The 24894-nt window shown below is 68.1% G+C and carries 26 protein-coding genes; 20 read left to right on the forward strand and 6 right to left on the reverse strand.

The window, feature by feature from the left end; all coding sequences use genetic code 11:
* Positions 1–53: 53 nt before the first annotated feature.
* From IEW15_RS08585 to IEW15_RS08595, 3 genes are read left to right on the forward strand one after another with little or no spacing between them, the layout of a single operon-like run.
* The gene (locus IEW15_RS08585; protein WP_188576828.1) at positions 54–1238 is read left to right on the forward strand and encodes an AAA family ATPase; all 1185 of its coding nucleotides are present in this window, start codon (positions 54–56) and stop codon (positions 1236–1238) included.
* Positions 1235–1756 carry a hypothetical protein gene (locus IEW15_RS08590; RefSeq protein WP_188576831.1) on the forward strand — a complete coding sequence of 174 codons (522 nt, stop codon included), beginning with the start codon at positions 1235–1237 and terminating at the stop codon, positions 1754–1756. Before IEW15_RS08585 ends, IEW15_RS08590 begins: the two co-directional genes overlap by 4 nt.
* Positions 1753–2442, forward strand: coding sequence for an RNA ligase family protein (locus IEW15_RS08595; RefSeq protein ID WP_188576833.1), 690 nt, complete (start codon positions 1753–1755; stop codon positions 2440–2442). Before IEW15_RS08590 ends, IEW15_RS08595 begins: the two co-directional genes overlap by 4 nt.
* Here the strand turns inward: IEW15_RS08595 and IEW15_RS08600 are convergent, their stop codons facing one another.
* Positions 2443–3099: an aspartate/glutamate racemase family protein gene (locus IEW15_RS08600; protein ID WP_188576834.1), complete on the reverse strand. Its 657-nt coding sequence runs from the start codon at positions 3097–3099 to the stop codon at positions 2443–2445. It abuts the gene before it with no gap.
* Entirely contained in the window at positions 3096–3905 is an 810-nt protein-coding gene (locus IEW15_RS08605; RefSeq protein WP_188576836.1) for a VOC family protein, read from the reverse strand. The genes IEW15_RS08600 and IEW15_RS08605 overlap by 4 nt, the downstream gene beginning before the upstream one ends.
* A 99-nt stretch (positions 3906–4004) precedes the next feature.
* Here IEW15_RS08605 and IEW15_RS08610 point away from each other — a divergent pair, with 99 nt between their 5' ends.
* The 7 genes from IEW15_RS08610 (at position 4005) to IEW15_RS08635 (ending at position 8769) form a co-directional block, all read left to right on the forward strand.
* Positions 4005–4955, forward strand: a complete 951-nt coding sequence (locus tag IEW15_RS08610) for a type 2 periplasmic-binding domain-containing protein (RefSeq protein WP_188576838.1) — start codon at positions 4005–4007, stop codon at positions 4953–4955.
* 37 nt (positions 4956–4992) lie between these two features.
* Positions 4993–5148, forward strand: coding sequence for a hypothetical protein (locus IEW15_RS08615; RefSeq protein WP_188576840.1), 156 nt, complete (start codon positions 4993–4995; stop codon positions 5146–5148).
* Positions 5136–5612 (forward strand): TRAP transporter small permease, encoded by a 477-nt coding sequence (locus IEW15_RS08620; protein ID WP_188576841.1) that lies wholly within the window; start codon positions 5136–5138, stop codon positions 5610–5612. Before IEW15_RS08615 ends, IEW15_RS08620 begins: the two co-directional genes overlap by 13 nt.
* Positions 5609–6019 carry a TRAP transporter large permease subunit gene (locus IEW15_RS26320; protein WP_268237147.1) on the forward strand — a complete coding sequence of 137 codons (411 nt, stop codon included), beginning with the start codon at positions 5609–5611 and terminating at the stop codon, positions 6017–6019. Before IEW15_RS08620 ends, IEW15_RS26320 begins: the two co-directional genes overlap by 4 nt.
* Positions 5976–6938 carry a TRAP transporter large permease gene (locus tag IEW15_RS08625; RefSeq protein ID WP_268237148.1) on the forward strand — a complete coding sequence of 321 codons (963 nt, stop codon included), beginning with the start codon at positions 5976–5978 and terminating at the stop codon, positions 6936–6938. Before IEW15_RS26320 ends, IEW15_RS08625 begins: the two co-directional genes overlap by 44 nt.
* A gap of 29 nt (positions 6939–6967) precedes the next feature.
* Positions 6968–7741, forward strand: a complete 774-nt coding sequence (locus tag IEW15_RS08630; RefSeq protein WP_229707940.1) for an IclR family transcriptional regulator — start codon at positions 6968–6970, stop codon at positions 7739–7741.
* Positions 7742–7866: 125 nt separating this feature from the next.
* Positions 7867–8769: an SDR family NAD(P)-dependent oxidoreductase gene (locus IEW15_RS08635; RefSeq protein ID WP_188576846.1), complete on the forward strand. Its 903-nt coding sequence runs from the start codon at positions 7867–7869 to the stop codon at positions 8767–8769.
* A gap of 136 nt (positions 8770–8905) precedes the next feature.
* Here the strand turns inward: IEW15_RS08635 and IEW15_RS08640 are convergent, their stop codons facing one another.
* Entirely contained in the window at positions 8906–9796 is an 891-nt protein-coding gene (locus IEW15_RS08640; protein ID WP_188576848.1) for an AraC family transcriptional regulator, read from the reverse strand.
* Positions 9797–9939: 143 nt separating this feature from the next.
* Here IEW15_RS08640 and IEW15_RS08645 point away from each other — a divergent pair, with 143 nt between their 5' ends.
* The 9 genes from IEW15_RS08645 to IEW15_RS08685 all read left to right on the forward strand — a co-directional run bounded on the left by IEW15_RS08645 (position 9940) and on the right by IEW15_RS08685 (position 20438).
* On the forward strand, positions 9940–10872 hold the full coding sequence (locus IEW15_RS08645) for a 2-hydroxyacid dehydrogenase (protein WP_188576850.1): 933 nt from the start codon (positions 9940–9942) through the stop codon (positions 10870–10872).
* A gap of 189 nt (positions 10873–11061) precedes the next feature.
* Positions 11062–12654 carry an ABC transporter substrate-binding protein gene (locus tag IEW15_RS08650; RefSeq protein ID WP_188576852.1) on the forward strand — a complete coding sequence of 531 codons (1593 nt, stop codon included), beginning with the start codon at positions 11062–11064 and terminating at the stop codon, positions 12652–12654.
* Between the two features lie 120 nt (positions 12655–12774).
* A complete protein-coding gene (locus IEW15_RS08655) occupies positions 12775–13755 on the forward strand; it encodes an ABC transporter permease (protein ID WP_188576854.1) in 981 nt (326 codons plus the stop codon).
* 82 nt (positions 13756–13837) lie between these two features.
* A complete protein-coding gene (locus IEW15_RS08660; protein WP_188576856.1) occupies positions 13838–14674 on the forward strand; it encodes an ABC transporter permease in 837 nt (278 codons plus the stop codon).
* 5 nt (positions 14675–14679) lie between these two features.
* A complete protein-coding gene (locus IEW15_RS08665) occupies positions 14680–16392 on the forward strand; it encodes an ABC transporter ATP-binding protein (protein ID WP_229707941.1) in 1713 nt (570 codons plus the stop codon).
* Positions 16389–17354 carry an alpha/beta hydrolase fold domain-containing protein gene (locus IEW15_RS08670; RefSeq protein ID WP_188576858.1) on the forward strand — a complete coding sequence of 322 codons (966 nt, stop codon included), beginning with the start codon at positions 16389–16391 and terminating at the stop codon, positions 17352–17354. Before IEW15_RS08665 ends, IEW15_RS08670 begins: the two co-directional genes overlap by 4 nt.
* A 16-nt stretch (positions 17355–17370) precedes the next feature.
* Positions 17371–18054 carry an FMN-binding negative transcriptional regulator gene (locus IEW15_RS08675; RefSeq protein WP_188576860.1) on the forward strand — a complete coding sequence of 228 codons (684 nt, stop codon included), beginning with the start codon at positions 17371–17373 and terminating at the stop codon, positions 18052–18054.
* Positions 18055–18059: 5 nt separating this feature from the next.
* Complete coding sequence (locus tag IEW15_RS08680) at positions 18060–19541, forward strand: amidase (protein WP_188576861.1); 1482 nt, start codon at positions 18060–18062, stop codon at positions 19539–19541.
* A 120-nt stretch (positions 19542–19661) separates the two neighbouring features.
* The gene (locus IEW15_RS08685) at positions 19662–20438 is read left to right on the forward strand and encodes an IclR family transcriptional regulator domain-containing protein (protein WP_188576864.1); all 777 of its coding nucleotides are present in this window, start codon (positions 19662–19664) and stop codon (positions 20436–20438) included.
* 45 nt (positions 20439–20483) lie between these two features.
* Here IEW15_RS08685 and IEW15_RS08690 read toward each other — a convergent pair whose 3' ends face one another.
* Positions 20484–22073, reverse strand: a complete 1590-nt coding sequence (locus IEW15_RS08690) for a class I adenylate-forming enzyme family protein (protein ID WP_188576865.1) — start codon at positions 22071–22073, stop codon at positions 20484–20486.
* An 84-nt stretch (positions 22074–22157) separates the two neighbouring features.
* Positions 22158–22970 carry a crotonase/enoyl-CoA hydratase family protein gene (locus tag IEW15_RS08695; protein WP_188576867.1) on the reverse strand — a complete coding sequence of 271 codons (813 nt, stop codon included), beginning with the start codon at positions 22968–22970 and terminating at the stop codon, positions 22158–22160.
* Positions 22971–23061: 91 nt separating this feature from the next.
* On the opposite strand from IEW15_RS08695, the gene IEW15_RS08700 reads away from it, so the two are divergent.
* Positions 23062–23925 carry a PaaX family transcriptional regulator C-terminal domain-containing protein gene (locus IEW15_RS08700; RefSeq protein ID WP_229707942.1) on the forward strand — a complete coding sequence of 288 codons (864 nt, stop codon included), beginning with the start codon at positions 23062–23064 and terminating at the stop codon, positions 23923–23925.
* Positions 23926–23960: 35 nt separating this feature from the next.
* On the opposite strand, the gene IEW15_RS08705 is transcribed toward IEW15_RS08700, so the two are convergent.
* Positions 23961–24722, reverse strand: coding sequence for a sporulation protein (locus IEW15_RS08705; RefSeq protein ID WP_188576869.1), 762 nt, complete (start codon positions 24720–24722; stop codon positions 23961–23963).
* Between the last annotated feature and the right edge of the window lie 172 nt (positions 24723–24894).

Raw genomic sequence — 24894 nt, forward strand, 5'->3', positions numbered from 1 at the left:
GCAAGGTTGATAGGCTCCGGCCAGATTGAACCGGTCCGGAGCCCGCGCCCCCGATGCTCACCTCGATCCGTCTGCGCAATCTGAAGGCCTGGGAGGATAGCGGCGACATCGCGCTGGCGCCGCTGACCCTGCTCTATGGCGCCAATGGTGCCGGCAAGAGCAGCATCGCGCATGCGCTTCAGGCCCTGCGGAGCGTGCTGGCAACCGATATCACCAGACCGGACGCCGTAGCGGATGCCGTGCCGGCGGCACAATTTCTCGACGTCGTCAGAGACCACGATCCACTGCGGCGGATCGGCATCGATCTGGGCTGGCGGGACGCGGCGCAGGACGCGACGCAACGCCTGTCGCTGACACTGGGCCTGGATGATCAGGGCCGCAGCCGACTGTTTGCCGTGGACGGACAGAGCGGCGGCACCGCCACGCCCGCCACACGGCTGCCGGGCCTCGTGGCATCCGCGCGCGACGCCATAGGCCGGTTCTCGCATCTGGGGCCGCTGCGCGCCCGGCCACGCCGGCGCTATCCCATACCGCGGCACCCGCCCCGCGATGTCGGCAGCCGCGGCCAGCTTGCGATCGCCGCCATGGCCGCGGCCGATGCCGCCGGTCGGCGGCTGGCGGCTCGCGCCGATGCCGCGCCGCAGGGCTTCGTCCGCTTCATCGCCGAACGCCTGTCCCGGCTGGGGTTGATCGACGATCTGACGCTCGCGACCGACCATGGTGCCGGCGGCGACGGCCTGGTGGTGCGGGTGACCGGCCGCGCCGGCGGCCCGGCGGTGTCGCTGGCCGATGCCGGTTTCGGGGTCTCGCAGATCCTGCCGGCGGCGGTCGCGGCCTTCCACGTGCCGGCGGGCACCACCTTGTGGATGGAACAGCCGGAACTGCATCTGCACGCGGCGGCCCAGACCGCCCTGGGCGACCTGATGGTCGATGCCGTCTCGGCCTGGGAGAATGGCCGGCCACGGGCGGTGCAGATCATTCTGGAAACCCATTCCGAAGCGCTGCTCAATCGCATTCAGCGGCGGATTGCCGAAGGCATGCTGGCGGCGGATCAACTGGCTGTCCACTGGTGCCCCGGCACGGTGCCGGCCACGATCGAGCAGCTTCATATCGACGAGACCGGCGAGATCCTGAACTGGCCCGACGGCGTGTTCGGCGACGAGATGGCCGAACTGACTGCCCGGGCGATGGCGACCGCGCGCCGCCGCACCCAGCCCCCGGAAGGCGGTGGCGCATGACCGCGCGCCGCCGCCCCCGGATCATCGACACCAATGTGATGCTGATCGCCAACAACGCCCATGCCGATGTCGGCGCCGAGTGTGTGGCGGCCTGTGCCGTCGCCTTGCAGGCAGTGATGGCGAACGGCCGGGTGGTGGTGGATGACGGCTGGTCGGTGATCGAGGAATACAGCCACAAACTGCGCCCGAACCGCGGCAAGGGCGCGGGCGACGTGTTCCTGAAATGGCTGCTGCGTCAGGCCGGCAATCCCGACCGGGTCGAACAGGTGACGATCACCCCGGATGCGACACGTGGCTGGGCCGAATTTCCCGACGATCCGGCCCTGGCCCGGTTCGACCCGCCCGACCGCAAATTCGTGGCGATGGCGGTGGCGCATCCCGATCACCCGCCGATCCTGCAGGCGGCGGATTCGAAATGGCTCGACTGGGCGCCGGATCTGGCGCATCACGGGGTTGTGGTCCGCTTCATCTGCGAGGCCGAGGCCCGGCGCTTCCACCAGAACAAGTTCGGCCGATGACCGCATTTTTCCGCTTTCCGCAGACCGCCCATATCGCCTGGCTGGGCACGGGCCTGCCGCGCGACGACAAGCTGCTGTCGGCCGAAGAGGTCGCCCGGCTTCTGGACGGCCCGGTGGTGGTCGAGGAAAAGGTCGATGGCGCCAATCTGGGCCTGTCGGTCGACCCGGATACCGGGCTGATCCGTGCCCAGAACCGTGGCCAGTATCTGAACAGCCCGTTCACCGGCCAGTTCGAACGGCTGGCCGATTGGCTGGCGCTGCATGAAGACCGGCTGTTCGATGCGCTGGCGACGGATCAGTTGATCCTGTTCGGTGAATGGCTGGCCGCGCGCCATTCGCTCGACTACGACCACCTGCCCGACTGGTTCCTGGCCTTCGACGTCTATGAACGCGCGACCGGTCGCTTCCGCAGCACCATGGCGCGCGACGCCCTGGCGCGGCAGATCGGCCTCACCAGCGTGCCCGCGCTGTTCACCGGCCATATCGACGGCATACCGTCCCTGGTCGATCTGCTGCACGGCGCCCGCAGCCGCTATCGCGCCGGCCCGCCCGAGGGCATCGTCATCCGCCGGCAGGATGACACGCATCTGATCGCCAGGGCCAAGCTGGTGCGGGCCGATTTCACCCAGGCGATCGGCAAACACTGGCGCCGGCGCGCCATCGAATGGAACCGGGTCGAGCGCTGATCACGGCGTGCGCCCAGAGGCGGCGCCGGCGGCCGTGAGCAGGGCCCGGCAGTGCAGATTCACCGCGTCGATCAGCGGCACGTCCACCGTCAGGCGGTCGCGGATCAGGGGCAGTTCCGTGCAGCCCAGAACGATATGGGTGGCGCCCCTGGCGGCCAGATCATCGATGGCCGCCTGGACGACCGCCAAGGCCGCATCACCGGCATGGCCGGCCGAGATGTCGTGCTTGATCGCCCGGTCCAGCGCCGTGGCGACCGTGCCGGCGGGGAACAGGACCACATGCCCGGCCGCGGCGGGAGGCGCGCCGAAAATGCCCTGATCAAGCGTCGTCAGCGTGCCCAGCACCCCCACAACCGCGCCGGCCGACAGAAAGGTCTGCGGCTGGCGGAAGGGCGATGCGATGTGGCAGCAGGGTATCGACACCGCCGCCGCGACCGCATCATAGGCCAGATGGGCCGTGGCCGCGCACAGCCCGACCACACCGGCTCCGGCCGCCTCGATGCGCTGGGTCGCCGTTACGAAAGCCTGTGTTACCAGATCGAGGCGGCCCTGCTCCGCATCATCCAGGATCGGCTGAAACGACAGGCTGGCGACCAGGATCGCGATCGTGTCCGGTTCTGCCAGCCGGTTGAGGCGGGTGTAATAGAGCGCGGTCATGCCACGGCTCCGGCGAAGCAGAGCACGATGCCGCCCGCCTCGCGGGCCGGCACCACGATCTGATCGTCACGCTCATCAAACGCCACGCCGTTGCGGGTGAGCACCGCGCGGGCCGTGTCGAGCGAGGCGACGCGGATCTCGATCGCAAGTTCCGCCATCGTCCCGTCGGCGCGGCGTGCGGCATCGCCATGGCGATCGGCGAACCATCCCGCCTCGACCGCGCTCAGGCGCTGGTCGCCCATCGCAATGGCCACCGGCGCATCATCATCCAGCGTGATGCCATAGATGCCCTCGAACTGCCTGCGGATCGTGCCCATGTCGGACACCGCGATCATGGCGGCCGCCCAATGGCGGGCGGTGTTTTCACGTGCGATCCAGGCCGGCCGCAAATAATGGATCCGGTCCTCGGTGCCGTCTTCCGGGTCGCGGAACACCGTGTCGAGTTCATAGAAGGTGCAGGGCGGAAATCCGGCCTGCTGCCAGCCGGCATCGAGCCGTTCCAGATCGGTCGCGGCATGCACGATCATCGCCAGCGCCGGCGGCCGGCCCAGCAATTCACGCATATAGGGCGTGGCATGGGCCGGGTCGGCATAGGCGAGTTCCAGGAAATTCGTCATGCGATCATCCGTCGGCTGAAACAGCACCAGATGATTGCCCCCGCGCCCGCCAGTGCGGCCGCCGCCCATCGGTTCGTTGGTCCGATAGGGTGTGACGGTGAAGCCCAACCGTTGATAGCAGTGCCTGACCGGGGCCAGATCCGCGGTGGAGATCATCAGATGATCGAGGCCGATCAATTCGTTACGCACGGCATGTGCTCCTTGACAGAGGGTATCACGTATTCCACCATTCAGAATACATTCTGCCATACAGGACACGCAAGCAATCAAGGGCGAGGGGATCGAACCATGCAGCACCCGACAAGGCGTCACCTGAAACGGCTGAGCGGCGCACTGGCGGCCGCTATCTGCCTCGCTCTATCCGGCTTGCCTGAAGATGCAGATGCCGCGACCCTCACCTATGGATCACCGGTGCCCGAACAGGCCCTGTTCAACCGTGAGGGCGTGGTGCCCTTCCTGAAGGGGATCGAGGCCGTCACCGATGGCCGGGTCCGGTTTCGCGGCCTGTTCGGCGGCACGGTGGTCAAGATGCCGACGGTGCTGCCATCGGTGCGCGACGGTGTGGCCGATGCCGGGTTCGTCGTTCTGAATTTCTATCCGTCCGATCTGCCGTTCGCGTCATTGATGGCCGAGGCGACGGGCTTCGGCAGCGACCCGCCTGCCACCACCGGCGCGCTGAACGAGGCGTTCTATGTCGCCTGCCCGCAATGCCTGGCGGATATGCGCAAGGAAGGTCAGATCCCGCTGTTCCTGAACGCGACCGCCCCGATGGCGCTGCAATGCACCCGGCCGGTCGCTGGTCTGGGCGATCTCCAAGGCCGCCGGGTCAGCGTCATCGCCGGCCCTGAGGCGCGCTGGGCCACGACGCTCGGCATGATCCCGGTCAGCACCGCGATCACCGATCTGCTGATCTCGCTGCAGACGGCCAAGACCGATTGCGCGCTGGTGCCGTTGAGCTGGGCGCAGAGCTATGGCCTGCTCGATGTGATCAAGGGCGTCATCGACATGCCGCAGCGCATTCCCGGCGGCGCGGTGCCGGTATCGGTCAGCCTCGATGCCTGGTGCCGGATCTCGGATGCCGATCGCACAGCCATACTGGGCTATGCCGCGAGCGCGGTGCAGCCCTATGTGCAGAAGGCCTATGTCGATGCCGACAGCAGCGTGCGGCCGAAACTTGAGGCCGTGGTCGCCATTTCGCCCGGCGATGCAGGCACTCTGGCCCGATTATCAGCAGCGTGAAGTCGCGGCCCTTGCGGCCCGTGCCGCAGAACGCGGCATGCCGGATCCGCAGGGTTTCGCCGAACGTGTGGCCGGCATCTATCACAAATGGCATCACGACTATCTGCCACGGATCAAGGCCGACCCCGCTGAGATGACCCGGCTTCTGGCCGAGACGGTGTTCCGGGACGCGGATCTGCAATGCGCGGACTGACCGATGCGCTGGGCGCCATCGCCGTGCTGCTGATGTTCGTCCATATGGGGCTCGACATCGTGATCCGGCTGGCCACCGGCGCACCGCCCGAGGGTATGCCCGAAGCAGTGGCACGCATCTATATGGTGATGGTGGTGTTTCTGCCGCTGGCTGGCCTGCAGGCATCCGGTGGCCAGATCGAGGTCACCTTCCTGGCCGATCGCCTGCGTGGCCGGCCAGCCCGGTGGCAGCGTGGCTTCGCGGCCCTGGTCACCATGGCCATTGCAGCCATCTTCACCTGGCTGTCCTTCGATGTCGCCTGGATGGCCACGATCCGCGGCGAACGGATCGTGCTGACCACGTTTTCGCTGCCGGTCTGGCCCGGCCGCTGGGCGGTGGTGGCCGGCTTCGGCGCCCTGTCGCTGGTGGCGTTCTGCCAGCTTCTGGCCGTCCTTGGCGATGATCGGACGGAGCCCGTGCCATGATGGCCGAACATCAGGCCATTCTGGTCATCATCCTGTTTCTGGCTCTCGTCGTGCTGCGAATTCCGATCGCCTTCGCGCTGTTCACGGCCGGGCTGGCCGGCACCGTGGCCATGATCGGGGTCGGACCCGGCTTCGCGCTGCTGTCGCGCGCGCCGCTGGAATTCGCGGCCAGTTGGGAGCTGTCGGCCGTGCCGATGTTCCTGCTGATGGGCAATATTGTCGCCCGCGCCGGGTTGGCGGACGTTCTGTTCGCGACCATCCAGATCCTCACCCGGCGCGTGCCCGGCGGGCTGGCGGTGGCGACCAGCTTCACCTGTGCGGCCTTTGGCACGGCATCCGGTTCCAGCCTGGCCGCGACCGTGGGTGTCGGCCGGCTGGCCGTGCCCCAGATGCTGGCGCGGCTATGATCCCGGCCTGATCGCCGGCGTCTGCGGCTGTGCCGGCACGATCGCCGCGGTCATCCCGCCCTCGATCCCGTTCATCATGTTCGCCATTCTCACCGAACAATCGGTGCTGGTGATGTTTGCGGCCGGCGTGCTGCCCGGGCTGCTGACCGCGATCGCCTATGCGGCGATGATCATCCTGCGCGCCCGCCTTCAGCCCGCGATCGCCGACGGCCGGCACATCGCTGCCGCCGACGATCGGCCGGGCACCTGGGATCAGCCGGGCACTTGGCGGCTGATCCTGGCAACATGGCCGGTTCTGCTGCTGGCCGGCACCATCATGCTCGGCCTGTATGGCGGGTTCGCAACCCCCACCGAGGCCGGTGGACTTGGCCCGCTGGCGGCGGTGATCATCGCCCTGCTGCGCCGGTCGCTGCGTTTTGCGAACTTTCGTGCGGCAATCGCCCAGACCGCGCAGACCACGGCGGCGATCCTGATCATCGCGGTCGGCACCAGCACATTGACCACCTATCTGGCCCTGACCGGCTTTCCCGACTATGTCGCGGGCGGGCTCGCCGCCTTCGCCGACAGCGACCTTGCCTTTATCGTCATCGTCTCGATCGTGCTGCTGGCGCTCGGCACCGTGCTCGACCCGATGGGCGTCATGCTGCTGGCGCTGCCGATCTTTCTGCCGGCGGTGCAGGAACGCGGCCTGGACATGGTGTGGTTCGGCGTCATCGCGGTGAAGTATATCGAGATCGGATTGATCACGCCGCCGCTCGGATTGAACCTGTTTGCGGTCCATGGTCTAATGCCGCGCGATATTTCGCTCGGCCGGGTCATTCGCGGCTCTTTATGGTTTCTGCTCACGGAAATGGTGGTCATGGTTCTGCTTATCGCTGTCCCGTCCATATCCTTCTGGCTGCCATCGGTGCTGCGATGACCGATGGACGCATGACCGAAGATGGGGACATGACCGGCAAGGATGAACAGCGGCGGTCGGGCATCATTCAATCGGTGTCGATCGCGGCCCGGTTCCTGAAGATCCTGGCCGATGCCGAAGGCCCGATGGCGCTGGGGAAACTGGCCCGCCGCGCCGGCACCGGCAATTCCACCGCCCACCGCTATATGCAGAGCCTGGTGAAAGAGGCGCTGGCGGCCCAGGATCCGGCCAGCGGCCAGTATGATCTGGGCCCGGCGGCGCTGGATGTCGGTATCGGCGCGCTGCGGCGGATCGATCCGGTGGAAGTGGCCGCCCGGCACATGAAGGCGCTGGCCATGCGGATCGCGGCCAGCGGCGGTGTCGCGATCTGGACCGATCGGGGACCGACGATCGTGCGCTGGTATCGCAGCGCCTATTTCTCGATCAGCGCGATCGGCCTGGGCGATGTGCTGCCGATCGACAACACCGCCTGCGGGCTGGTGTTTCAGGCCTTCCTGCCGCAGCAATACATCGAGGTCGCCCGCCGGCTGCAACCGGCGGCCTTTCGCGGCAAGGCGCCCCCGGCACGGGATCTGGCCCAGATCCGCCAGAGTTTCGGCTGCGAGCGCAGCGGCCATCTTCTGTCGGGCATCACCGGTCAGGCGGCGCCGGTCTTCGATGCCCAGCACGAAATCGCCTGCGTGCTGACCACCACCTCCGATGGTGACCTCAGTGGCGATGACCGCCAGGCGATCTTTGCGGCAGCGCGAGAGGTCACGGCGGATTCGGGCGGCAGCGGTGCCTATGGCATGATCCGATCTTGAGCCGATCGGCCGTTATATCTTTCAAACACCGTATATTTTGCACTGCGGCGCGCAGCGGCTATGATCGCGCGCGCCCGCCCCTGGACGGGCGACGGTAAAAGACACCCGACAGGAAGGTGGAATTCATGAGCATGAGGTTCGACGGCCGTGTCGCCATCGTTACCGGTGCCGGTGGCGGGCTTGGCCGGTGCCATGCGCTGGCATTGGCCGAACGTGGCGCGAAGGTGGTGGTGAACGATCTTGGTGCCGACGGCCGGTCGTCGGATGCGGCGGCCGGGGTGGTCGACGAGATCGTGGCCGCCGGCGGCGAGGCGATGGCCAGCGGCGCCTCGGTCACCGATGCCGCCGCCGTCGAGGCGATGGTTGCCGATACCATGACGCGCTGGGGCCGGGTCGATATCCTGGTCAACAACGCCGGCATCCTGCGCGACAAGTCGTTCGCCAAGATGAGCCTGGACGATTTCCGTCTGGTGGTGGATGTGCACCTGATGGGTGCGGTGATCTGCACCAAGGCGGTGTGGGAGATCATGCGCGGCCAGAATTACGGCCGCATCGCCATGACCACCTCGTCATCGGGCCTCTATGGCAATTTCGGCCAGTCGAATTACGGCGCCGCCAAGATGGCGCTGGTCGGGCTGATGCAGACCCTGTCGCTTGAAGGCGCCAAGAACGACATCCGGGTCAACTGCCTGGCGCCCACCGCCGCCACCCGGATGACCGAAGGCCTGATGACCGCCGACGTCCTGGCGATGCTGCGCCCTGAAACCGTGTCGCCCGGCCTGCTCTATCTGGTGTCGGAAGACGCGCCGACCCGGATGATCCTGAATGCCGGCGCCGGCAGCTTCGAACGCGCTTATGTGACCCTGACCGAGGGCGTCTATATCGGCGATGCCGCCGACGCCGCCGATCAGGTCGCCGCCCGCATCGATGCGATCAGCGACCGCGCGTCGGAAATCGTCCCCGACAGCGGCAGCGCACAGGGCACCTTCGAAATCACCAACGCCTCGGCGGCCTTGAACAAGGCCTGATCCGGGAACAGGGCCTGATCCGGGAACAGGGCCTGACCCGGGAACATGGTCTGATCCGGGCCGCACCCGCCAGAGCCGGAGGCCAATGCCACGCCGCCCGCGATGATCATCGACAGGCGCGCGTGGCATTGGCTTTTCAGGTGCCGCGCGCCTGCGCGCCGCCATCGGTGGTGGTGCGCAGGTAGTCGCGTGGCGTCGCCCCCAGCGTGCGCCGGAACATGGCGGTGAAGGCGCTGGGGCTTTCATAACCCAGATCCAGCGCCACATTGGTCACCGTCTCGCCGGCGGCCAGCCGTGGCAGGGCCTCAAGCAGCCGCACCTGCTGGCGCCATTCATTGAAGGTCAGCCCGGTTTCGCGCCGGAACTGGCGGGTCAAGGTGCGTCTGGCCATGCCGCCGATCCCGGCCCAGTGATCCAGGTCATGCTCGGCCGCCGGATCCTTCAGCACCTCGCGGCAGATCCGGGCCAGGCGCCGGTCCTGAGGCATCGGCGCATGCAGGTCGACATCGGGCATGCGGCCAAGCTCGCCGATCAGCAGATCGGCGATCCGCGCCTCGCGGCCATCCAGCGGGTATTCATGCGGAACCGCGACCATCTCCACGATCAGCGCATGCAGCAGGTCCGACACCCGGAACACCCGGCAGCCGGTCGGCAGGGCCGCGCACACGGCCATATCCAGATACAGGGTGCGCAGTGACAGCGGGCCCCAGTTGCGCACCTGATGCATGGTGCGGGCGGGAATCCACAGCGCCGTGCGTGGCGGCACCACCCAGGTGCCGTCATCGGTGATCGCGGTCATCACCCCGGTCAGGGCATATTCGATCTGGCCGCGCGGATGATCGTGATGGGTGCCGATATTGCCCTCGGCGAACTCCGCCGCCATGGCGACCACCGGCCGGTCGATCCGCTGCAGTTTTTCGGCCAGCGAACGCGCCGCCCAATGGCCGAACACGTCGACGTCATGCGGCGGCGGCGATGGCACCGGCGCGGTGACCTCGCGCGCCGGGTGTCCAGTATGTCCGAGCATATGGCCCATCCTCGACGATAAATGGCCCGAGACCCGGCGGAGGTCGGATGCCGGTTCAGTATCCTTCGGGCATGCGCCGGATGCAACCGGCCTGCGCGTGCCATCGGTCCCGCGCTCATCTGGCATCACATGCGGGAGCCCCCATGCCGAAACTGATCCTGATCGGCGGCGTCCTCGATCTCGGCTTCATGAAACAGCCGCTGCTCGCCGCCGATCCCCGGCTCGATATCACCGTCTGGCCCGAAGATGACGGCGCCGAGGCCGAAATCGCGGTGTGCTGGCGCCCGCCCGCCGGCCTGCTCGCCACCATGCCCAAGCTGAAACTGGTGCAGTCGATCGCGGCCGGCGTCGATGGCGTGCTGAACGATCCCGGGCTCGATCCGTCACTGCCGGTGGCCCGCATCGTCGATGACAGCCTGCCCGCCGCCATGACCGAATTCGTCCACTGGGCGGTGTTGTGGTTCTATCGCGGGTTCGATCAGGTCGTGCTGCGCGATCATCCGGCGCAGATCTGGCAGCGACCGCCGCAGCACAGCCCCGCCACCTGCCGCGTCGGCGTTTTGGGGCTGGGCGAGATCGGCGGCCGGGTCGCGCTGGCGCTGGCAGGCCACGGCTTCGACGTCGCCGGCTGGTCGCGCACACCCAGGCGCCTGCCCGGCATTCAGGCCCATGACGGCGAAGCGGGCCTCGACACGCTGCTGGCGCGCACTGATATTCTGGTCAACCTGCTGCCGCTGACCGCCCGGACCCGCGGCATCCTGGGCGCGGAGACCTTCGCGAAACTGCCGCAAGGGGCCGCGCTGATCAATGTCGGGCGCGGCGACCATCTGGTTCCGGCCGATCTGATCCAGGCGCTGGATGCAGGCCATCTGCGCGGCGCCGTGCTGGACGTCTTCGCCCATGAGCCGCTCGACCGCACCGATCCGCTGTGGACGCACCCCCGCGTGCTGGTGACCCCGCATATGGCTGCCATCGCCCGGGACGAGGCGGTGATCGGCCAGATCATCGAGAATGCCTGGCGCACCGCCTGCGGACGTCCGCCGCTGAACCCCGTGCTGCGCATGCGCGGCTATTGAGCCGCCGCCCGCCGAAATGGCCCGGACGCGACGAAACTTGGCCCATGCCGCGACGCGGGCCACGCCGTCCCGGTCCTACACTGTTTGCCGAAGACCAAGGGCCAGGGAGGCCACCGCGACGCCGGAAAACCGGCGCGCAGACGTTGAAGACCAGATCAGACAGACCAGAAACCAGGGGTGCGGCTTATCATGAACCGTCGTGACTTCAACAAGTTGATGCTGATGGCCGGTGTCGTCGGCACCGCCGGCATTCCGCTGGGCATCCGGCGCGCCGCCGGTCAGACCCGGGGCGGCACGCTTGACGTGATCATTCAGCCCGAGCCGCCGGTTCTGGTGGCGGCGATCAATCAGCAGGCCCCGACCCTGACCGTTGCCGGCAAGATCTATCAGAGCCTGCTGAAATTCGATTTCGACCAGACGCCCAAACCGGGGCTGGCGAAGAGCTGGGAGATTTCAGAAGACGGCCTGACCTATACCTTCCACCTCTATGACAACGTGACCTGGCATGACGGCGCGCCCTTCACCGCCGCCGATGTCGTGTTCACCACCACGGTGCTTCTGGCCGAAACCCATCCCCGCGCCCGCGGCAATTTCGCCCGCTGCGACAGCGTCACCGCCACCGACGACCACACCGTGGTGTTCAAGCTGAAGGAGCCGTTCGGCCCCTTCCTGCAATGCTTCGAGATGTCGTCCTGCCCGATCATGCCCCGGCATCTGTACGAGGGCACCGATTACCGCAACAACCCGCATAACGCCACCCCGATCGGCACCGGGCCCTACAAGTTCAAGGAATGGGTGCGCGGCTCCTATATCCGGCTGGTGCGCAACGATGCCTATTACAAACCCGGCCAGCCCTATCTGGACGAGATCCTGTACCGGGTGATCCCCGATGCCGCCTCGCGCTCGGTGGCGCTTGAGAACGGCACCGTCGATCTGACCCAGTGGGGCGATGTCGAGATGTTCGATGTGCCGCGCCTGAAGCAGTTGCCGCATGTCGAGTTCACCACCAAGGGCTATGAGTTCTATGCGCCGCTGCTGTGGCTGGAATTCAACAACCGCATCAAGCCCATGGACGACAAGCGCTTCCGTCAGGCGGTGATGCATGCCATCGACAAGGACGTTCTGGTCCGCAAGGTGCTGTTCGGGCTGGCGCGGCCCGCCACCGGTCCGGTCTCGAAGGCGACGAAATTCTACGACCCCAAGGTCAAGACCTATGACTTCAACCCCGCCAAGGCGACGGCGCTGCTCGACCAGATGGGGCTGAAGCCGGATGGCGACGGCAAGCGGGTGTCGCTGACCTATCTGGTACCGCCTTATGGCGAGGTCTGGATGCGGTTCGCCGAATACATCCGTCAGGCGCTGTCGAAGGTGGGCATCGAGATCGTGATCGAGGCGATCGACATCGCCGGCTGGGCAACCCGCTCGGGCAACTGGGATTTCGAGATCACGGCCCCCTGGCTGTATCAGTTCGGCGATCCGGCGCTGGGCGTGTCGCGCACCTATGTGTCGAGCAATATCCGCAAGGGCGTGCTGTTCTCGAACACCGCCGGCTACAGCAACCCTGAGGTCGACCGGCTGTTCGCCGAGGCGGCGCTGGCCGTCGATCCGGCGAAGCGCCAGGAGCTCTACAGCGAGGTGCAGCGCCTGCTGGTCGAGGATGTGCCGGTTGGCTGGCTGGTCGAACTCGACTTCCCCACCATGTACGACAAGCGCTTCCACGATCTGGTCGTCTCCGCCATCGGTGTCAACGACGATTTCGACGCCGCCTATTACGAAGGCTGATCCTCCCCCGCCGCCGCAACGGCCACCCTTGCCAACGCCAATCCCGGATCGGGTCTCCGGGTTGGTGGATGACACGGAACCGTCGCGGCACCCCTGGCACGCCTTCGGGAGATCTGATCCATGCTCAACAGCCTTCGCGGCATCGCCGCACGGATGATCAAGATCGCGGTGATGATCCTGATCATCGCGACCTTCAACTTCATGCTGGTCCATGCGGCCCCCGGCGATCCGGCCGCCGTCATCGCCGGCCAGTCGGGCGCGTCGGACGAAAAGCTGCTGGCACAGGTGCGCGCCGAATACGGGCTCGACCAGCCGCTGCATGTGCAGCTGACAGATTATCTGGCGAAAGTGGCGAGCTTCGATCTGGGCTATTCCTATCGCCAGCGCCAGCCGGTATCGGTCCTGATCGGGGAACGCCTGCCGGCAACCCTGCTGCTGACCGTGACCGCCTTCCTGCTGGCGCTGGGCATCGGCAGCCTGCTCGGCACGCTCGCCGGCGTGCGCGCCGGCAAGTGGACCGACACCGTCATCTCGATCGCCGCCCTGCTGTTCTATGCCATGCCGGTGTTCTGGCTGGGATTGATGCTGGTGCTGATCTTCTCGGTGCGGCTGGACTGGCTGCCCGCCTTCGGTTTCAGCACCATCGGCCCCACCATCACCGGCATTGATCTGGTGCTGGATGTAGCGACCCACATGGTCCTGCCGGTGGCGACACTCGCCGCCATCTATCTGGCGATCTATGCCCGCCTGATGCGGGCCTCGATCATCGAGGTGGAGCATCAGGACTACGTCAAGACCGCCCGCGCCAAGGGCCTTGCCCGCGGCCAGGTGATCCGCCGCCACATGCTGCGCAATGCCCTGCTGCCGGTGGTGACCTTCGCCGGCGTTCAGGCCGGCGCGCTGATCGGCGGATCGGTGGTGGTGGAAACCGTCTTCGCCTGGCCGGGCCTCGGCCGGCTGACCTTCGAGGCGGTGATGCAGCGCGACTATCCGGTGCTGCTGGGCGTGTTTCTGGTGATGTCGGTGCTGGTGATCGCGATCAACCTGCTGACCGACCTGATCACCCGGATCATCGACCCGCGCCTCGCCCGCGCCGGCTGAGCCCCCACCACCTGCCCCCTCACCGCCTGCCCCCCTCACCGCCTGACCCTCGGCCATCGTCAGATCAAGGATACGAGAACCCATGCGGGAGCTTGCCTCCACCTTCTTTCGTCACCCGAGCGGGATCGTCGGCGCCATCCTGCTGGTGGCGGTCATCGCCATGGCCCTGGGCGCGCCGGTTCTGTTTCCGGAAAGCCCGTGGGAGATGATCGGCGCGCCGTTCGAGCCGCCCTTGTCGGAGGGCCTGCCCTTCGGCTCCGACACGCTGGGCCGCGATGTCGCGGCCGGCATCGCCTGGGGCGCACGCGTCTCGCTGATCATCGGCATCGCCTCGGCGCTGTCGGCGGCCGGTATCGGGGTGATCATCGGCGCCGCCGCCGGCTATTTCGGCGGACTGGTCGATGACGTGCTGATGCGGATCACCGAACTGTTCCAGACCATTCCGGGTTTCGTGCTGGCCATCCTGCTGGTCTCGATCCTCTCGCCCAGCATGGCGACGGTGATCTTCGCCATCGCGATCGTGAGCTGGCCGCCGCTGGCCCGGCTGACCCGCGCCGAATTCATGAGCATCGCCACCCGCGATTTCGTTCATGCCGCCCGCTGCCAGGGCGAAAGCGCGCTGGCGATCATCATCCGCCACATCATGCCCAACGCGCTGTCGCCGATCGTGGTCGCCACCTCGCTGACCGTCGCCACCGCGATCCTGATCGAAAGCGCGCTGTCCTTCCTGGGGCTGGGCGATCCGAACCACATGTCCTGGGGCTTCATGGTCGGCTCGGCGCGGACCGTCATCCGTCAGGCCTGGTGGACCAGCGTCTTTCCCGGCATCGCCATCCTGTTGACGGTGGTCGCGGTCAATCTGGTGGGCGAGGCGCTGAACGACGCACTGAACCCGCGCATCGCGCGGCGGGGGCGGTGATCGCCATGACCGACATGACCACGACCGCTCCGATGGCCGCGCGGGCCGCCACACCGGCCACCAGCCTGCTCGACATCCGCGACCTCACCATCACCCTGCCCAGCGGCGGCGACCGGGCCCGCGCCGTCGACGACGTGTCACTGAGCGTCGGGCGTAATGAAATCGTCTGTCTGGTCGGCGAAAGCGGATCGGGAAAATCGATGACAGCCCATGCGGTGCTGGGCCTGCTGCCGCCACGGGTGCGGCTGACATCAGGGCAGATCCTGCTCGACGGCCGCGATGTCGCGCCGCTCACCGACGATGCCATGCGCCGTATCCGGGGCCGCGACGTGGCGATGATCTTCCAGGAGCCGTTGAGCGCGCTCAACCCGCTGGCCAAAGCGGGGGATCAGGTGGCCGAGGCCATGGCCATTCATGGCCGCTTCACCCCGGCTGAACGCCGGGCACGGGTGCAGGCGCTGTTCGAGGGCGTCGGCCTGCCGGACCCTGCGACCCTTATCCGGCGGTTTCCGTTCCAACTGTCGGGCGGCCAGCGCCAGCGGGTGATGATCGCCATGGCGCTGGCCAACGATCCCGCTCTGCTGGTCGCCGACGAGCCGACCACGGCGCTCGACGTCACCACCCAGCGCCAGATCCTGGATCTGATCCGGGCCCAGCAACAGGCGCGCGGCATGGGGGTTCTGTTCATCACCCATGATTTCGGCGTGGTCGCCGACATCGCCGACCGGGTGGTGGTGATGCGCCACGGACAGGTGGTGGAAACCGGCCCCGGCGCCGCGGTGCTGGCCCGGCCGTCCCATGCCTATACCCGCACCCTGATCGATGCGGTGCCGGGGCGCGCCGGCCCGCGTGCCACCGATGCGGCCCATGCCGGCGATCCGGCGGCGGGCGACACGCTGCTCCGGATCAGGGGCTTGCGCAAGACCTTCACCAGCCGCACCGGTTTCGCCAGCCGTCGCACGGTCGCCGCCGCCGACGACATCGCGCTGGATCTGCGCGCCGGCGAAAGCCTGGCGGTGGTGGGGGAAAGCGGCTCGGGCAAATCCACCCTCGCCCGGATGGTGATGGCGCTGACCCGGCCCGATGCCGGCGAGATCCTGTTCGATGGCCGCAACATCGCCGGGCTGGGCGGTGCCGCGCTGAAAAGCTATCGCCACCGGGTGCAGATGGTGTTCCAGGACCCGTTCGCCTCGCTCAATCCGCGCCACAAGGTGGGCGAGGCCATCGCCCGCGGGCCGATCGCCTTCGGCACCTCCAGGGACGAGGCGATGGCGATCGCCCGCCGGCTGCTGGAACGGGTCGGACTCGATGCCTCGGCGGCCGGACGCTATCCACATGAATTCTCAGGGGGGCAGCGCCAGCGGATCTGCATCGCCCGGGCGCTGGCCCCCGATCCGGCGATCCTGGTTGCCGACGAGGCGGTCTCGGCGCTCGACGTCTCGGTTCAGGCCCAGATTCTGGCACTGCTGGCCGAGCTTCGCCGCGAGCTGAACCTGGCCATGATCTTCATCACCCATGACCTCAGGGTCGCGGCCGAGGTGTCGGACCGCACCCTGGTGATGCGCCATGGCCGTATCGTCGAACAGGGACCGACGGCGGCGCTGTTCGCCAACCCCACCCACGACTATACCCGCACGTTGCTGGCGGCCATTCCCGGCCGGTCGGTCTTCGCCGCTCACAGCACCACCGCCCCCGTTTCAGGACAGACGATCCTATGACCGCAGCCTCGCCGCTCGACATCCTCGACCCTGAGATCGCGACCTTCGTGCGCCAGATGATGGCCGACGCCGCCGCCCATCCGCCGCGCGAACAGGTCACCCCGCTCGAAGCCCGCGCGATCGCCGAGACCGTGCGCCGGCGCTGGACCGAAGGCGGCCCGGTGATGGCCGACACCACCGAGCATGCCATCGCCACCCGCCATGGCGATGTCCGCATCCGCATCCATCGGCCGGCCGGGGTGGCGGCGCCGGCGCCGGCGCTGATCTATCTTCATGGCGGCGGTTTCGTGCTGTTCAGCCTCGACACCCACGACCGGCTGATGCGCGAATATGCCAGCCGCGCGCGGATGGTGGTGATCGGGGTCGACTATTCGCTGGCGCCCGAGGTCCGTTTCCCCCGGCCGCCGCAGGAGGTGGTCGATGTGGTCCGGGCGCTGCACGCCCGCGCGGCCGAATTCGGCATCGACCCGGCACGGATCGCGCTTGGCGGCGACAGCGCCGGCGGCAATCTCACCGTATCGGCCTGCCTGGCCTTCCGCGATGCCGGCGAGGCGCCGGTCTCGGCCATGGTGCTGAATTATGGCGGCTTTTCCATGGAACTGGTGACGCCGTCGGTGGTGCGGTTCGGCGGCGGCAACTTCCTGCTGACCACCCATATGATGCTGTGGTTCCTGATGCATTACGTGGCCGATCCCGATCAGCGCTTCGACCCAAGGCTGAGGGTTCTGGATGCCGACCTCGCCGGCCTGCCGCCAGCCTGGATGGTCATCACCGATTGCGACCCGCTCTATGACGAGAATATCGAGATGCGCGACCGGCTGATCGCGGCCGGTGTCACGGTCGATGCCAAAGTCTATCCCGGCACCGTTCACAGCTTTCTGGAAGCGGTGTCGATCGCGCGCGTGGCCGGCGAGGCGCTGGACGACACCGCGCGCTGGCTGAACGCCACGCTGGCGCCCTGACGGAAGGCTGGCACCGATGTACACGCCCCCCGCCTATGAGGAAACCCGGCCCGACGTCATCGCCGCGCTGATGCGGGCCTGGAGCTTCGCCACCCTGGTCTCGACCGACCCGGCCATGCCGCCACCCGCCGCCCCTGTCGCCACTCATCTGCCGATGCTGGTCGACACAGGCGATGATGGCCTGCCGCGCCTTGTCACCCATATGGCCCGAAACAACGATCAATGGCGGCATTTCGTCAGCGGCGCGGCGCCGGCGCTGGCGATCTTCCAGGGCCCGCATGCCTTCATCTCGCCAAGCTGGTATGCCGACCGGATGACCTTTCCGACCTGGAATTATGCCGCGATCCATGCCACCGGCCGGCCGCGGGTGATCAAGGATACAAACGCCATCCTGGCCGTGCTCCGCCGCACCATCGCGCTTTATGACACGCCGCTTGGCGGCCCCTGGGCCTTCGATGCCATGCCCGATGCGCTGATCCTGCCACGGCTGGAGCGGATCGTCGCCCTGTCCATCCCGATCCACCGGGTCGAGGCGAAGATCAAGATGAACCAGGACAAGACCCCGGCCGATCGCGCCGGGGTGATCGCGGCGCTGAACGCTACGGCAGACCCCCAGGGTCACGCCGTCGCCGCCATGCTGCGTGCCTTCGATATCGACGGCCCGGATGCACCGGGCGGTACCACTGCTATCCGGGAGTGACGCTCATGACCACATCATCCCCCCTGCCCCCCTATCCCCTGCCCCCCTATCCCCTGGCGCCCGCCCCGCTGCCGACCGGGCCGCTGTGGCGCTGGGACGCCGCCGACATCGCGCGCGGCATCCGCAGTCGGGCGATTTCATCGCGTGAGGCGGTGGCCGCCTGTCTTGAGCGGCTCGATGCGGTGAACGGCCGGGTCAATGCCGTGGTCGAGCGGCTGGACGATACCGCCCTCGCCGCGGCAGACCTGGCCGACCAGGCCGTCGCGGCCGGCGGTCCGCTCGGGCCCCTGCACGGCGTGCCGGTCACGATCAAGATCAATATCGATCTCGCCGGTTCTGCCACCAGCAACGGCCTGCCGGGGCTGGCCGGCAATATCGCCGCCGAGGATGCGCCGGTGTCGCGCAACTGGAAGGCGGCGGGCGCCATTCCCTTCGGGCGCACCAATGCGCCGTCGATGTCGCTGCGCTGGTTCACCGACAACCCGCTGTTCGGCGCCACGCTGAACCCGCATGATGCCGGCCGCAGTCCCGGTGGGTCCAGCGGCGGCGCCGGGGCGGCCCTTGCCACCGGCATCGGTCCGCTGGCCCATGGCAATGATCTGGGCGGATCGGTCCGCCTGCCGGCCAACTGGTGCGGCGTCGCCGGCATCCGCCCGACGCTGGGCCGGGTGCCCGCCTTCAACCCCTCGCTCGGCGTCGAGCGGATGATCGTGTCGAACCTCGCCGCCGTGCAGGGACCGCTGGCACGCAGCATCCGCGACCTGCGCATGGGCCTTGCCGCCATGGCGGCGCGCGATCCGCGCGATCCGTGGTGGGTGCCGGTGCCGGAACGCCCCCGTGCCCACGCGGCACCGATCCGCGTGGCCCTGTTCATCCCCGACGGCACCCATCCGCTGATCGCCGACACCCTGCGCACCGCCGCCGGCTGGCTGGACGAGGCCGGCTATGTCGTCGACGAGGCCTCGCCGCCCGATTTCGCCGCAACCCATCAGCTCTGGCTGGACCTTCTGGCCGCCGAGAACCGTTTCGGCACCCGCGCAACGGCCGAGAAATATGGCAACGCCACGCTGCTCAACATGCTCGACGCCATGGCGATGCATGCCACCCCCCTGGACATGGCCGGTTTCATCGCCAGCCTTGCCCGCCGCAACACCATCCTGCGCGACTGGCTGATCTTCTTCGAACGCTATCCGCTGATCCTGATGCCGGTCTCGTTGGAGCCGGCCATGCCGCTTGGTGCCGACGAGCGCCCGGCGGCCGAGCTTCGACCGCTGATCGACGCCTTCGCGCCGCTGAACGCCACCGCCATCCTGGGCCTGCCGGGCCTGTCGGTGCCGACCGGCTTCGCCCCCTCGCCTGAAGGCACCGGCCGCCTGCCGCTGGGCGTGCAGATCGTCGGCGGCCGCTACGAGGAAGCGACCATGCTGGATGCCGGCGCCGCGATCGAGGCCCGTGCCGGCACCATGCCGGTGGTGGAGCCGGCCTGATCCCTCACGACGCCGGCCCATTGTGGCCCGCCACGCCGCCAATGGACGCCCGCGCCTCGTTCGCTTAGCATGAACGCCGTTCACGTCACGAACGGCGGTCATGCCGCCGCGGAGCGTCCGATGATCGACCAGACCTCGCCTGATTTCGTCGCGTCCTTTGCCCGTGGCCTGTCGGTGCTGCGCGCCTTCAGCGCCGATGCGCCGCGCCAGACCTTGAGCGAGGTGGCGGAGCGGACCGGCTTGACCAGGGCCGCCGCCCGGCGCTTCCTGCTCACCCTGGAAGCGCTCGGCTATGCACAGAGCGAGGGCCGCCATTTCCGGCTGACGCCCCTGGTGCTCGACCTGGGCTTTTCCTATCTGTCGTCGCTCGACATCGCCGATACCCTTCAGCCGTGGTTGCAGCGGGCCGGCGACGCCTTGAACGAAAGCTGCTCGGCCGCCGTGCTGGATGGCAGCGACGTCATCCACATCGCCCGCGCCGGCGGCCCGCCGCATGTCCTGACGGTGAACCTGGCGGTCGGCGCGCGGCTGCCGGCCCATTGCACCGCCATGGGCCAGGTGCTGCTGGCACATCTGGCGCCACCACGCCGCAACGTGCTGTTGCGCAGCCTGGGCTTCGAACCGCGCACCCCCGCCACCATCACCGACATGAAGTCGCTCAGCGACCGGCTGGCCGAGGTCAGGGACCAGGGCTATGCGCTCTCGGATCAGGAACTGGAGCCGGGCCTTCGCGCCCTCGCCGTGCCGCTGCATGATCGCAGCGGCACGGTGATCGCGGCCATGGCGGTCAGCACCCATAGTGCCCGCATGTCCACCGACCGGCTGCTGGCCTTGGGCCTGCCCGCACTTCAGGACGCGGCCCGGGGCTTCGAGGCGACCCAGGCGATGCGCGGCTGAGCGCCGTCCGGCGCTCAGCCGCGCGGCACCTCAACCCGGCATGCGTCAACCCGGCATGCGATGGCTGTCGCGCAGGGATTTGCGGTTGATCTTGCCCACGGCGGTTTTCGGCACCGCATCGACCACGATCACCCGTCGGGGCTTCTTATAGCCCGCCAGCCGCTCGCCGGCGAAGGCGCGCAGAGCCTCGGCCAACCCCTCCGGATCCGCCGCCAGATGAGCGTGGTCGGGGCGCAGCGCCACAACCGCGGTCACCGCCTCCACCCATTGCGGATCGGCAAGGCCGATGACCGCGCATTCGGCTACCGCCGGATGCGCCGCCAGCACGTCTTCCACCTCGCGCGGATAGACGTTGTAGCCGCCGGTGACGATCATGTCGGAGGTCCGGTCCAGCAGATGCAGGACGCCGCGTTCGCAGATCCGGCCGATATCGCGGGTGCGCATCCAGCCATCGGCCATCAGGGTTTCGGCGTTCAGGGCCGGGGCATCCAGATAGCCGATCATGCGCGACGGACCGCGCAGCGCGATCTCCCCCGGCATGCCCGGCGGCACGTCATGGCCGGCCTCGTCGATGATCCGGATCTCGACATCCAGCGACGGCCGGCCGGCGGCGCCCAGAAGCGCGGGCACATGATCTTCGGGCCGGAGCACGGCGATGGTCAGCGGGCATTCGGTCTGGCCGTAATATTGCCAGAACCGGTCCTGCCCCCACATTGCCATCGCCCGCTCGATCACCGGCCGCGGCATCGGCGAGGCGCCATAGATGATGTAGCGCAGCCGCCCCAGATCGACCGAGGCCGCACCCGATCGGTCAAGCAGCATGGCCAGCATGGTCGGTACCAGATTGATCGCGCTGATCCGGCCGCTGGACAGATGGGCCAGAAAGGCATCGGGTTCGAAGCCACGCATGACCACCGTGCGGCCGCCGCGCAGCCAGAAGGGCAGCACGAACACGCCACTGGCATGGATCAGCGATGCCGCGTGCAGCATCGCGTCGTCGGGGCCGGCGGGCAGCAGGTTCAACAGAACGTTGCGGCAGATGGCGGCATAGGAGCTCTGGGTGTGCTGGGCGGCCTTCAGGGTGCCGGTGGTGCCCGAGGTGAACAGCGTCAGCACGACATCATCCGGGCTGACCGCGATCGCGGGCGGGGTGTCGGCCAAGCTCGCCGCCTGCGCCAGCAGATCGGCGCCACCGCCCTCGACGGCTCCCAGGCTGAGCAGGGCAAGGCCGGGCACGGCGGCGGCCAGTTCCGCCGCCCGGGCCGCCAGATCGGGGCCATAGACCAGGGCCGAGACGCGGGTGTCGCGCAGCATCTGGGCGTGTTCGCGCGCCGATAGCCGGCTGTTCAGCGGCACGCGGTTGATGCCGGCCCGCACGCAGGCGAAATCCAGCGGCACGCTGAGCAGGCCGTTGTCGACCAGCAGCGCCACACGGGCACCATGGCCGTGGCCCAGGGCATGAAAGGCATTGGCCATCCGCGCGCTCTGCCGGTCGACATCGGCAAAGCTGAGGGTGGCGCCCTCGAACTCGATCGCGACCCGGTCGGGGTGCTGACGGGCGCCGCGATCGATGAGGTCGCGATAGAGCGGGCCGGACGCGCCGGCAGTGGTGGTATCGATGGCGACGGCAGACATGGGATCTTTTCCTGGAAGATGCGGGCCCTGGAAGATGCCGGAACAAGGACAGCGCCGCGCCGCTATGGGCGGCGCATGCCGGGATCAATCTTCGAACCGGCCATGGCGGCCGGCGCCGGCGACGAACCGGTCGGCACCGGCGATCGCCTCGGCAAACACAATCGGATACCCCCCGGCGCCTTCCGCGCGCAATGCCTCCGCCACCGGCAGATCCCATTGCGCGATGGCCGAGCGCCGATCGGCGCGCATGCAGGCCTGCGGGAAGGCCGCGATCTCACGCGCCAGCGCCTCGGCGGCGGCGCGGGCATGGCCCTTCGCCACCACCCGGTTGGCCAGCCCCATGGCCAATGCCTCGTCGGCGGCGACCGGCCGGCCGGTCAGGATCATGTCCATCGCCCGGCCATGGCCCACGATCCGCGGCAGACGCACGGTGCCGCCATCGATCAGCGGCACGCCCCAACGGCGGCAGAACACCCCGAAGACGGCATCCTGTTCCGCGACGCGCAGATCGCACATCAGCGCCAGTTCCAGGCCACCGGCCACGGCATGGCCGGCGATGGCCGCGATCACCGGTTTGTCCAGCACCATCCGCGTCGGCCCCATCGGTCCCGGTCCGGTGCCTTCTGCCTCGATCTGGTTGCGGCGCGCGGGGTCGCCCAGCGCCGACAGGTCGGCGCCGGCACAGAAGCAGCCGCCATCGCCCCACAGCACCACCGCTCTCACGGCATCATCGGCCATCGCCGCGGCAAAGGCATCGCGCAGCGCCAGCGCCGTCGGCCCATCCACCGCATTGCGCCGCTCCGGCCGATCTAGGATGATCGTGGCGATGGTGTCGGCCATCTCGACCCGCACCGGCGGGCGCGTCGGCCCGCTTTCAACCTCTGCCTGCTCCGTCATCCGATGCCCTCCTGTTGAATGCTTCTATTTGTGACATTTAATGACAACACGTGAAACATTTCAAGCCATCCCTCCACAAGCCTCTGATCGGATGCCGGAATGGGCCGCCGCACAAGCCGCGGCGGCGGCAGCGGCCGGCCTGACGTTGACGCCGCCCAATGCCAATGAACTGGTGCTCGACCTGCTGGCGACCCATGATGCCCACAGCCTGCCGCTGCGGCCGCTGCTGCGCGCCGGCGGCCTGTTCGGCTTCAGCGACCAGACCATCCGGGTGGCGTTGAGCCGGCTGAAGCGCGACGGCCGGGTGGTGACCACCGCGCGCGGGATTTATGCCCTGCCGCCCGGCGGGTCGCTGCTGATGCGCGAAGTGGAAGGCTGGGGGGCCAAGGAAGCCCGCGCGGTCGCCTGGACCGGCGCCTGGATCGCGGTGGCCGATGGCGGGCTGGACCGCACCGACCGGCCCTTGCTGCGCCGGCATGAACGGGCCCTGCGGCTGCGGGGTTTTCAGGGCTTCGCACCGGGCCTGCATCTGCGGCCCGATAATCTGGCCGGCGGCACCGGTTCGGTGCGGTCCGATCTCATGGCATTGGGACTGGCCCCGACGGCACTGGTCTGCCGCCTGGACCAGTTGTCGGCGGATGACGAGCGCCGTGCCCGGGATCTGTGGGATCTGCCATGTCTGGCCGCTGGCTATCATGCCCTGCTCGATCTGGTCGCCAGCGGCGATGCCGCGCTGGATGCCAGCGATGCCGGGCAGCTTGCCGCCGAACAGGCCGCCGCCCAGGCGCTCACGCTGGGGCGGGTGGTCATCCGCAGTCTGATTCGCGATCCGCTGCTGCCGGATGCGATGCTGCCCGCCGCCGACCGTCGCCGGCTGGTGGCAGCCGTCGCCGCCTATCAGCGGCGCGCCAAGCATCTGTGGACCGGACTGCTCACCGCATGGACGGCGGGCTGAGACACCAGACGATCAACGCACAGGCGATCAAGGCGTCAGGCGACCATCGAGCCCTTCAGGCGCGCGATCTCGTCGCGCAGCAGATCCAGCACCTTGTCCGGCCCCTCGGCCAGCACCTGGTCGTTCACCTGCAGGCTGCCCTCTTCCTCGTGGGCGCGGCTGAACAGGCCAGCGCGGTTTTCCACCGTCACCGCAACGTCGACACCGTCGTCCTTCTGCGTGAAACTCAGATCCACACACTCGACCCGCACATCCTTCAACGACATCGGGCGGAAGCGGAGCCGCTGGAAGAACGGGCAGGGATCGCCCGGCACATGTTCGACATCCGACTGGGCCAGCCGGAAATCCAACGTCTCCATCGCATCCAGCACCGCCGCGGTCCAACGGTCGGGCAGCAGGCGCACGGCGTCGCCATCGCCGGTATCCGCGGCCCCCTCCACCGCCACATGGGTCCGCAGGCCGGCGGTGCTGACGCCCAGCGACAAGGGGGCGTGCCGGGGGATCTCCATCTTGAACGGCAGCGTGATGGCACCGCCGGGTTCCAGCGTCATATCGGTGGCGACGGTCGCCGCCGCCAGCAGGATCAGGCCGTGATGCGGCTCACCGCCCTTGTCGTCATGGATCAGCGCCCGGACCACCAGATCCAGCGTCACCGCCTGAATCTGCAAGGTGCCGGTGCCGCCTGCAATTTCAATAAGGCCGTCCAGCGTATGGCCAACCATGACCTCGCGGTTGGCAACCACCGTCTCGACCTCCAACCCCGGAGCCCCGGTCCCTGTCAGCATTGTATTGAGCATGGCGCTGGTCATCCCTGTGGTGCTGGCGGCCCCGCCGACGTCTGATTTGATCAGTGTGGACCCAGGCATTGCAAGATGCGAGGGGCGTCCGACCAGGGCAATCGGGTGAAACTGTGCGTGACAGAGCGGAAAAAGTCTGAATCTCTCGTTGTCGACCTTTTTGGCTTGGGAG

Source organism: Tistrella bauzanensis, from assembly GCF_014636235.1.
GTDB classification, from domain to species: Bacteria; Pseudomonadota; Alphaproteobacteria; order Tistrellales; family Tistrellaceae; genus Tistrella; species Tistrella bauzanensis.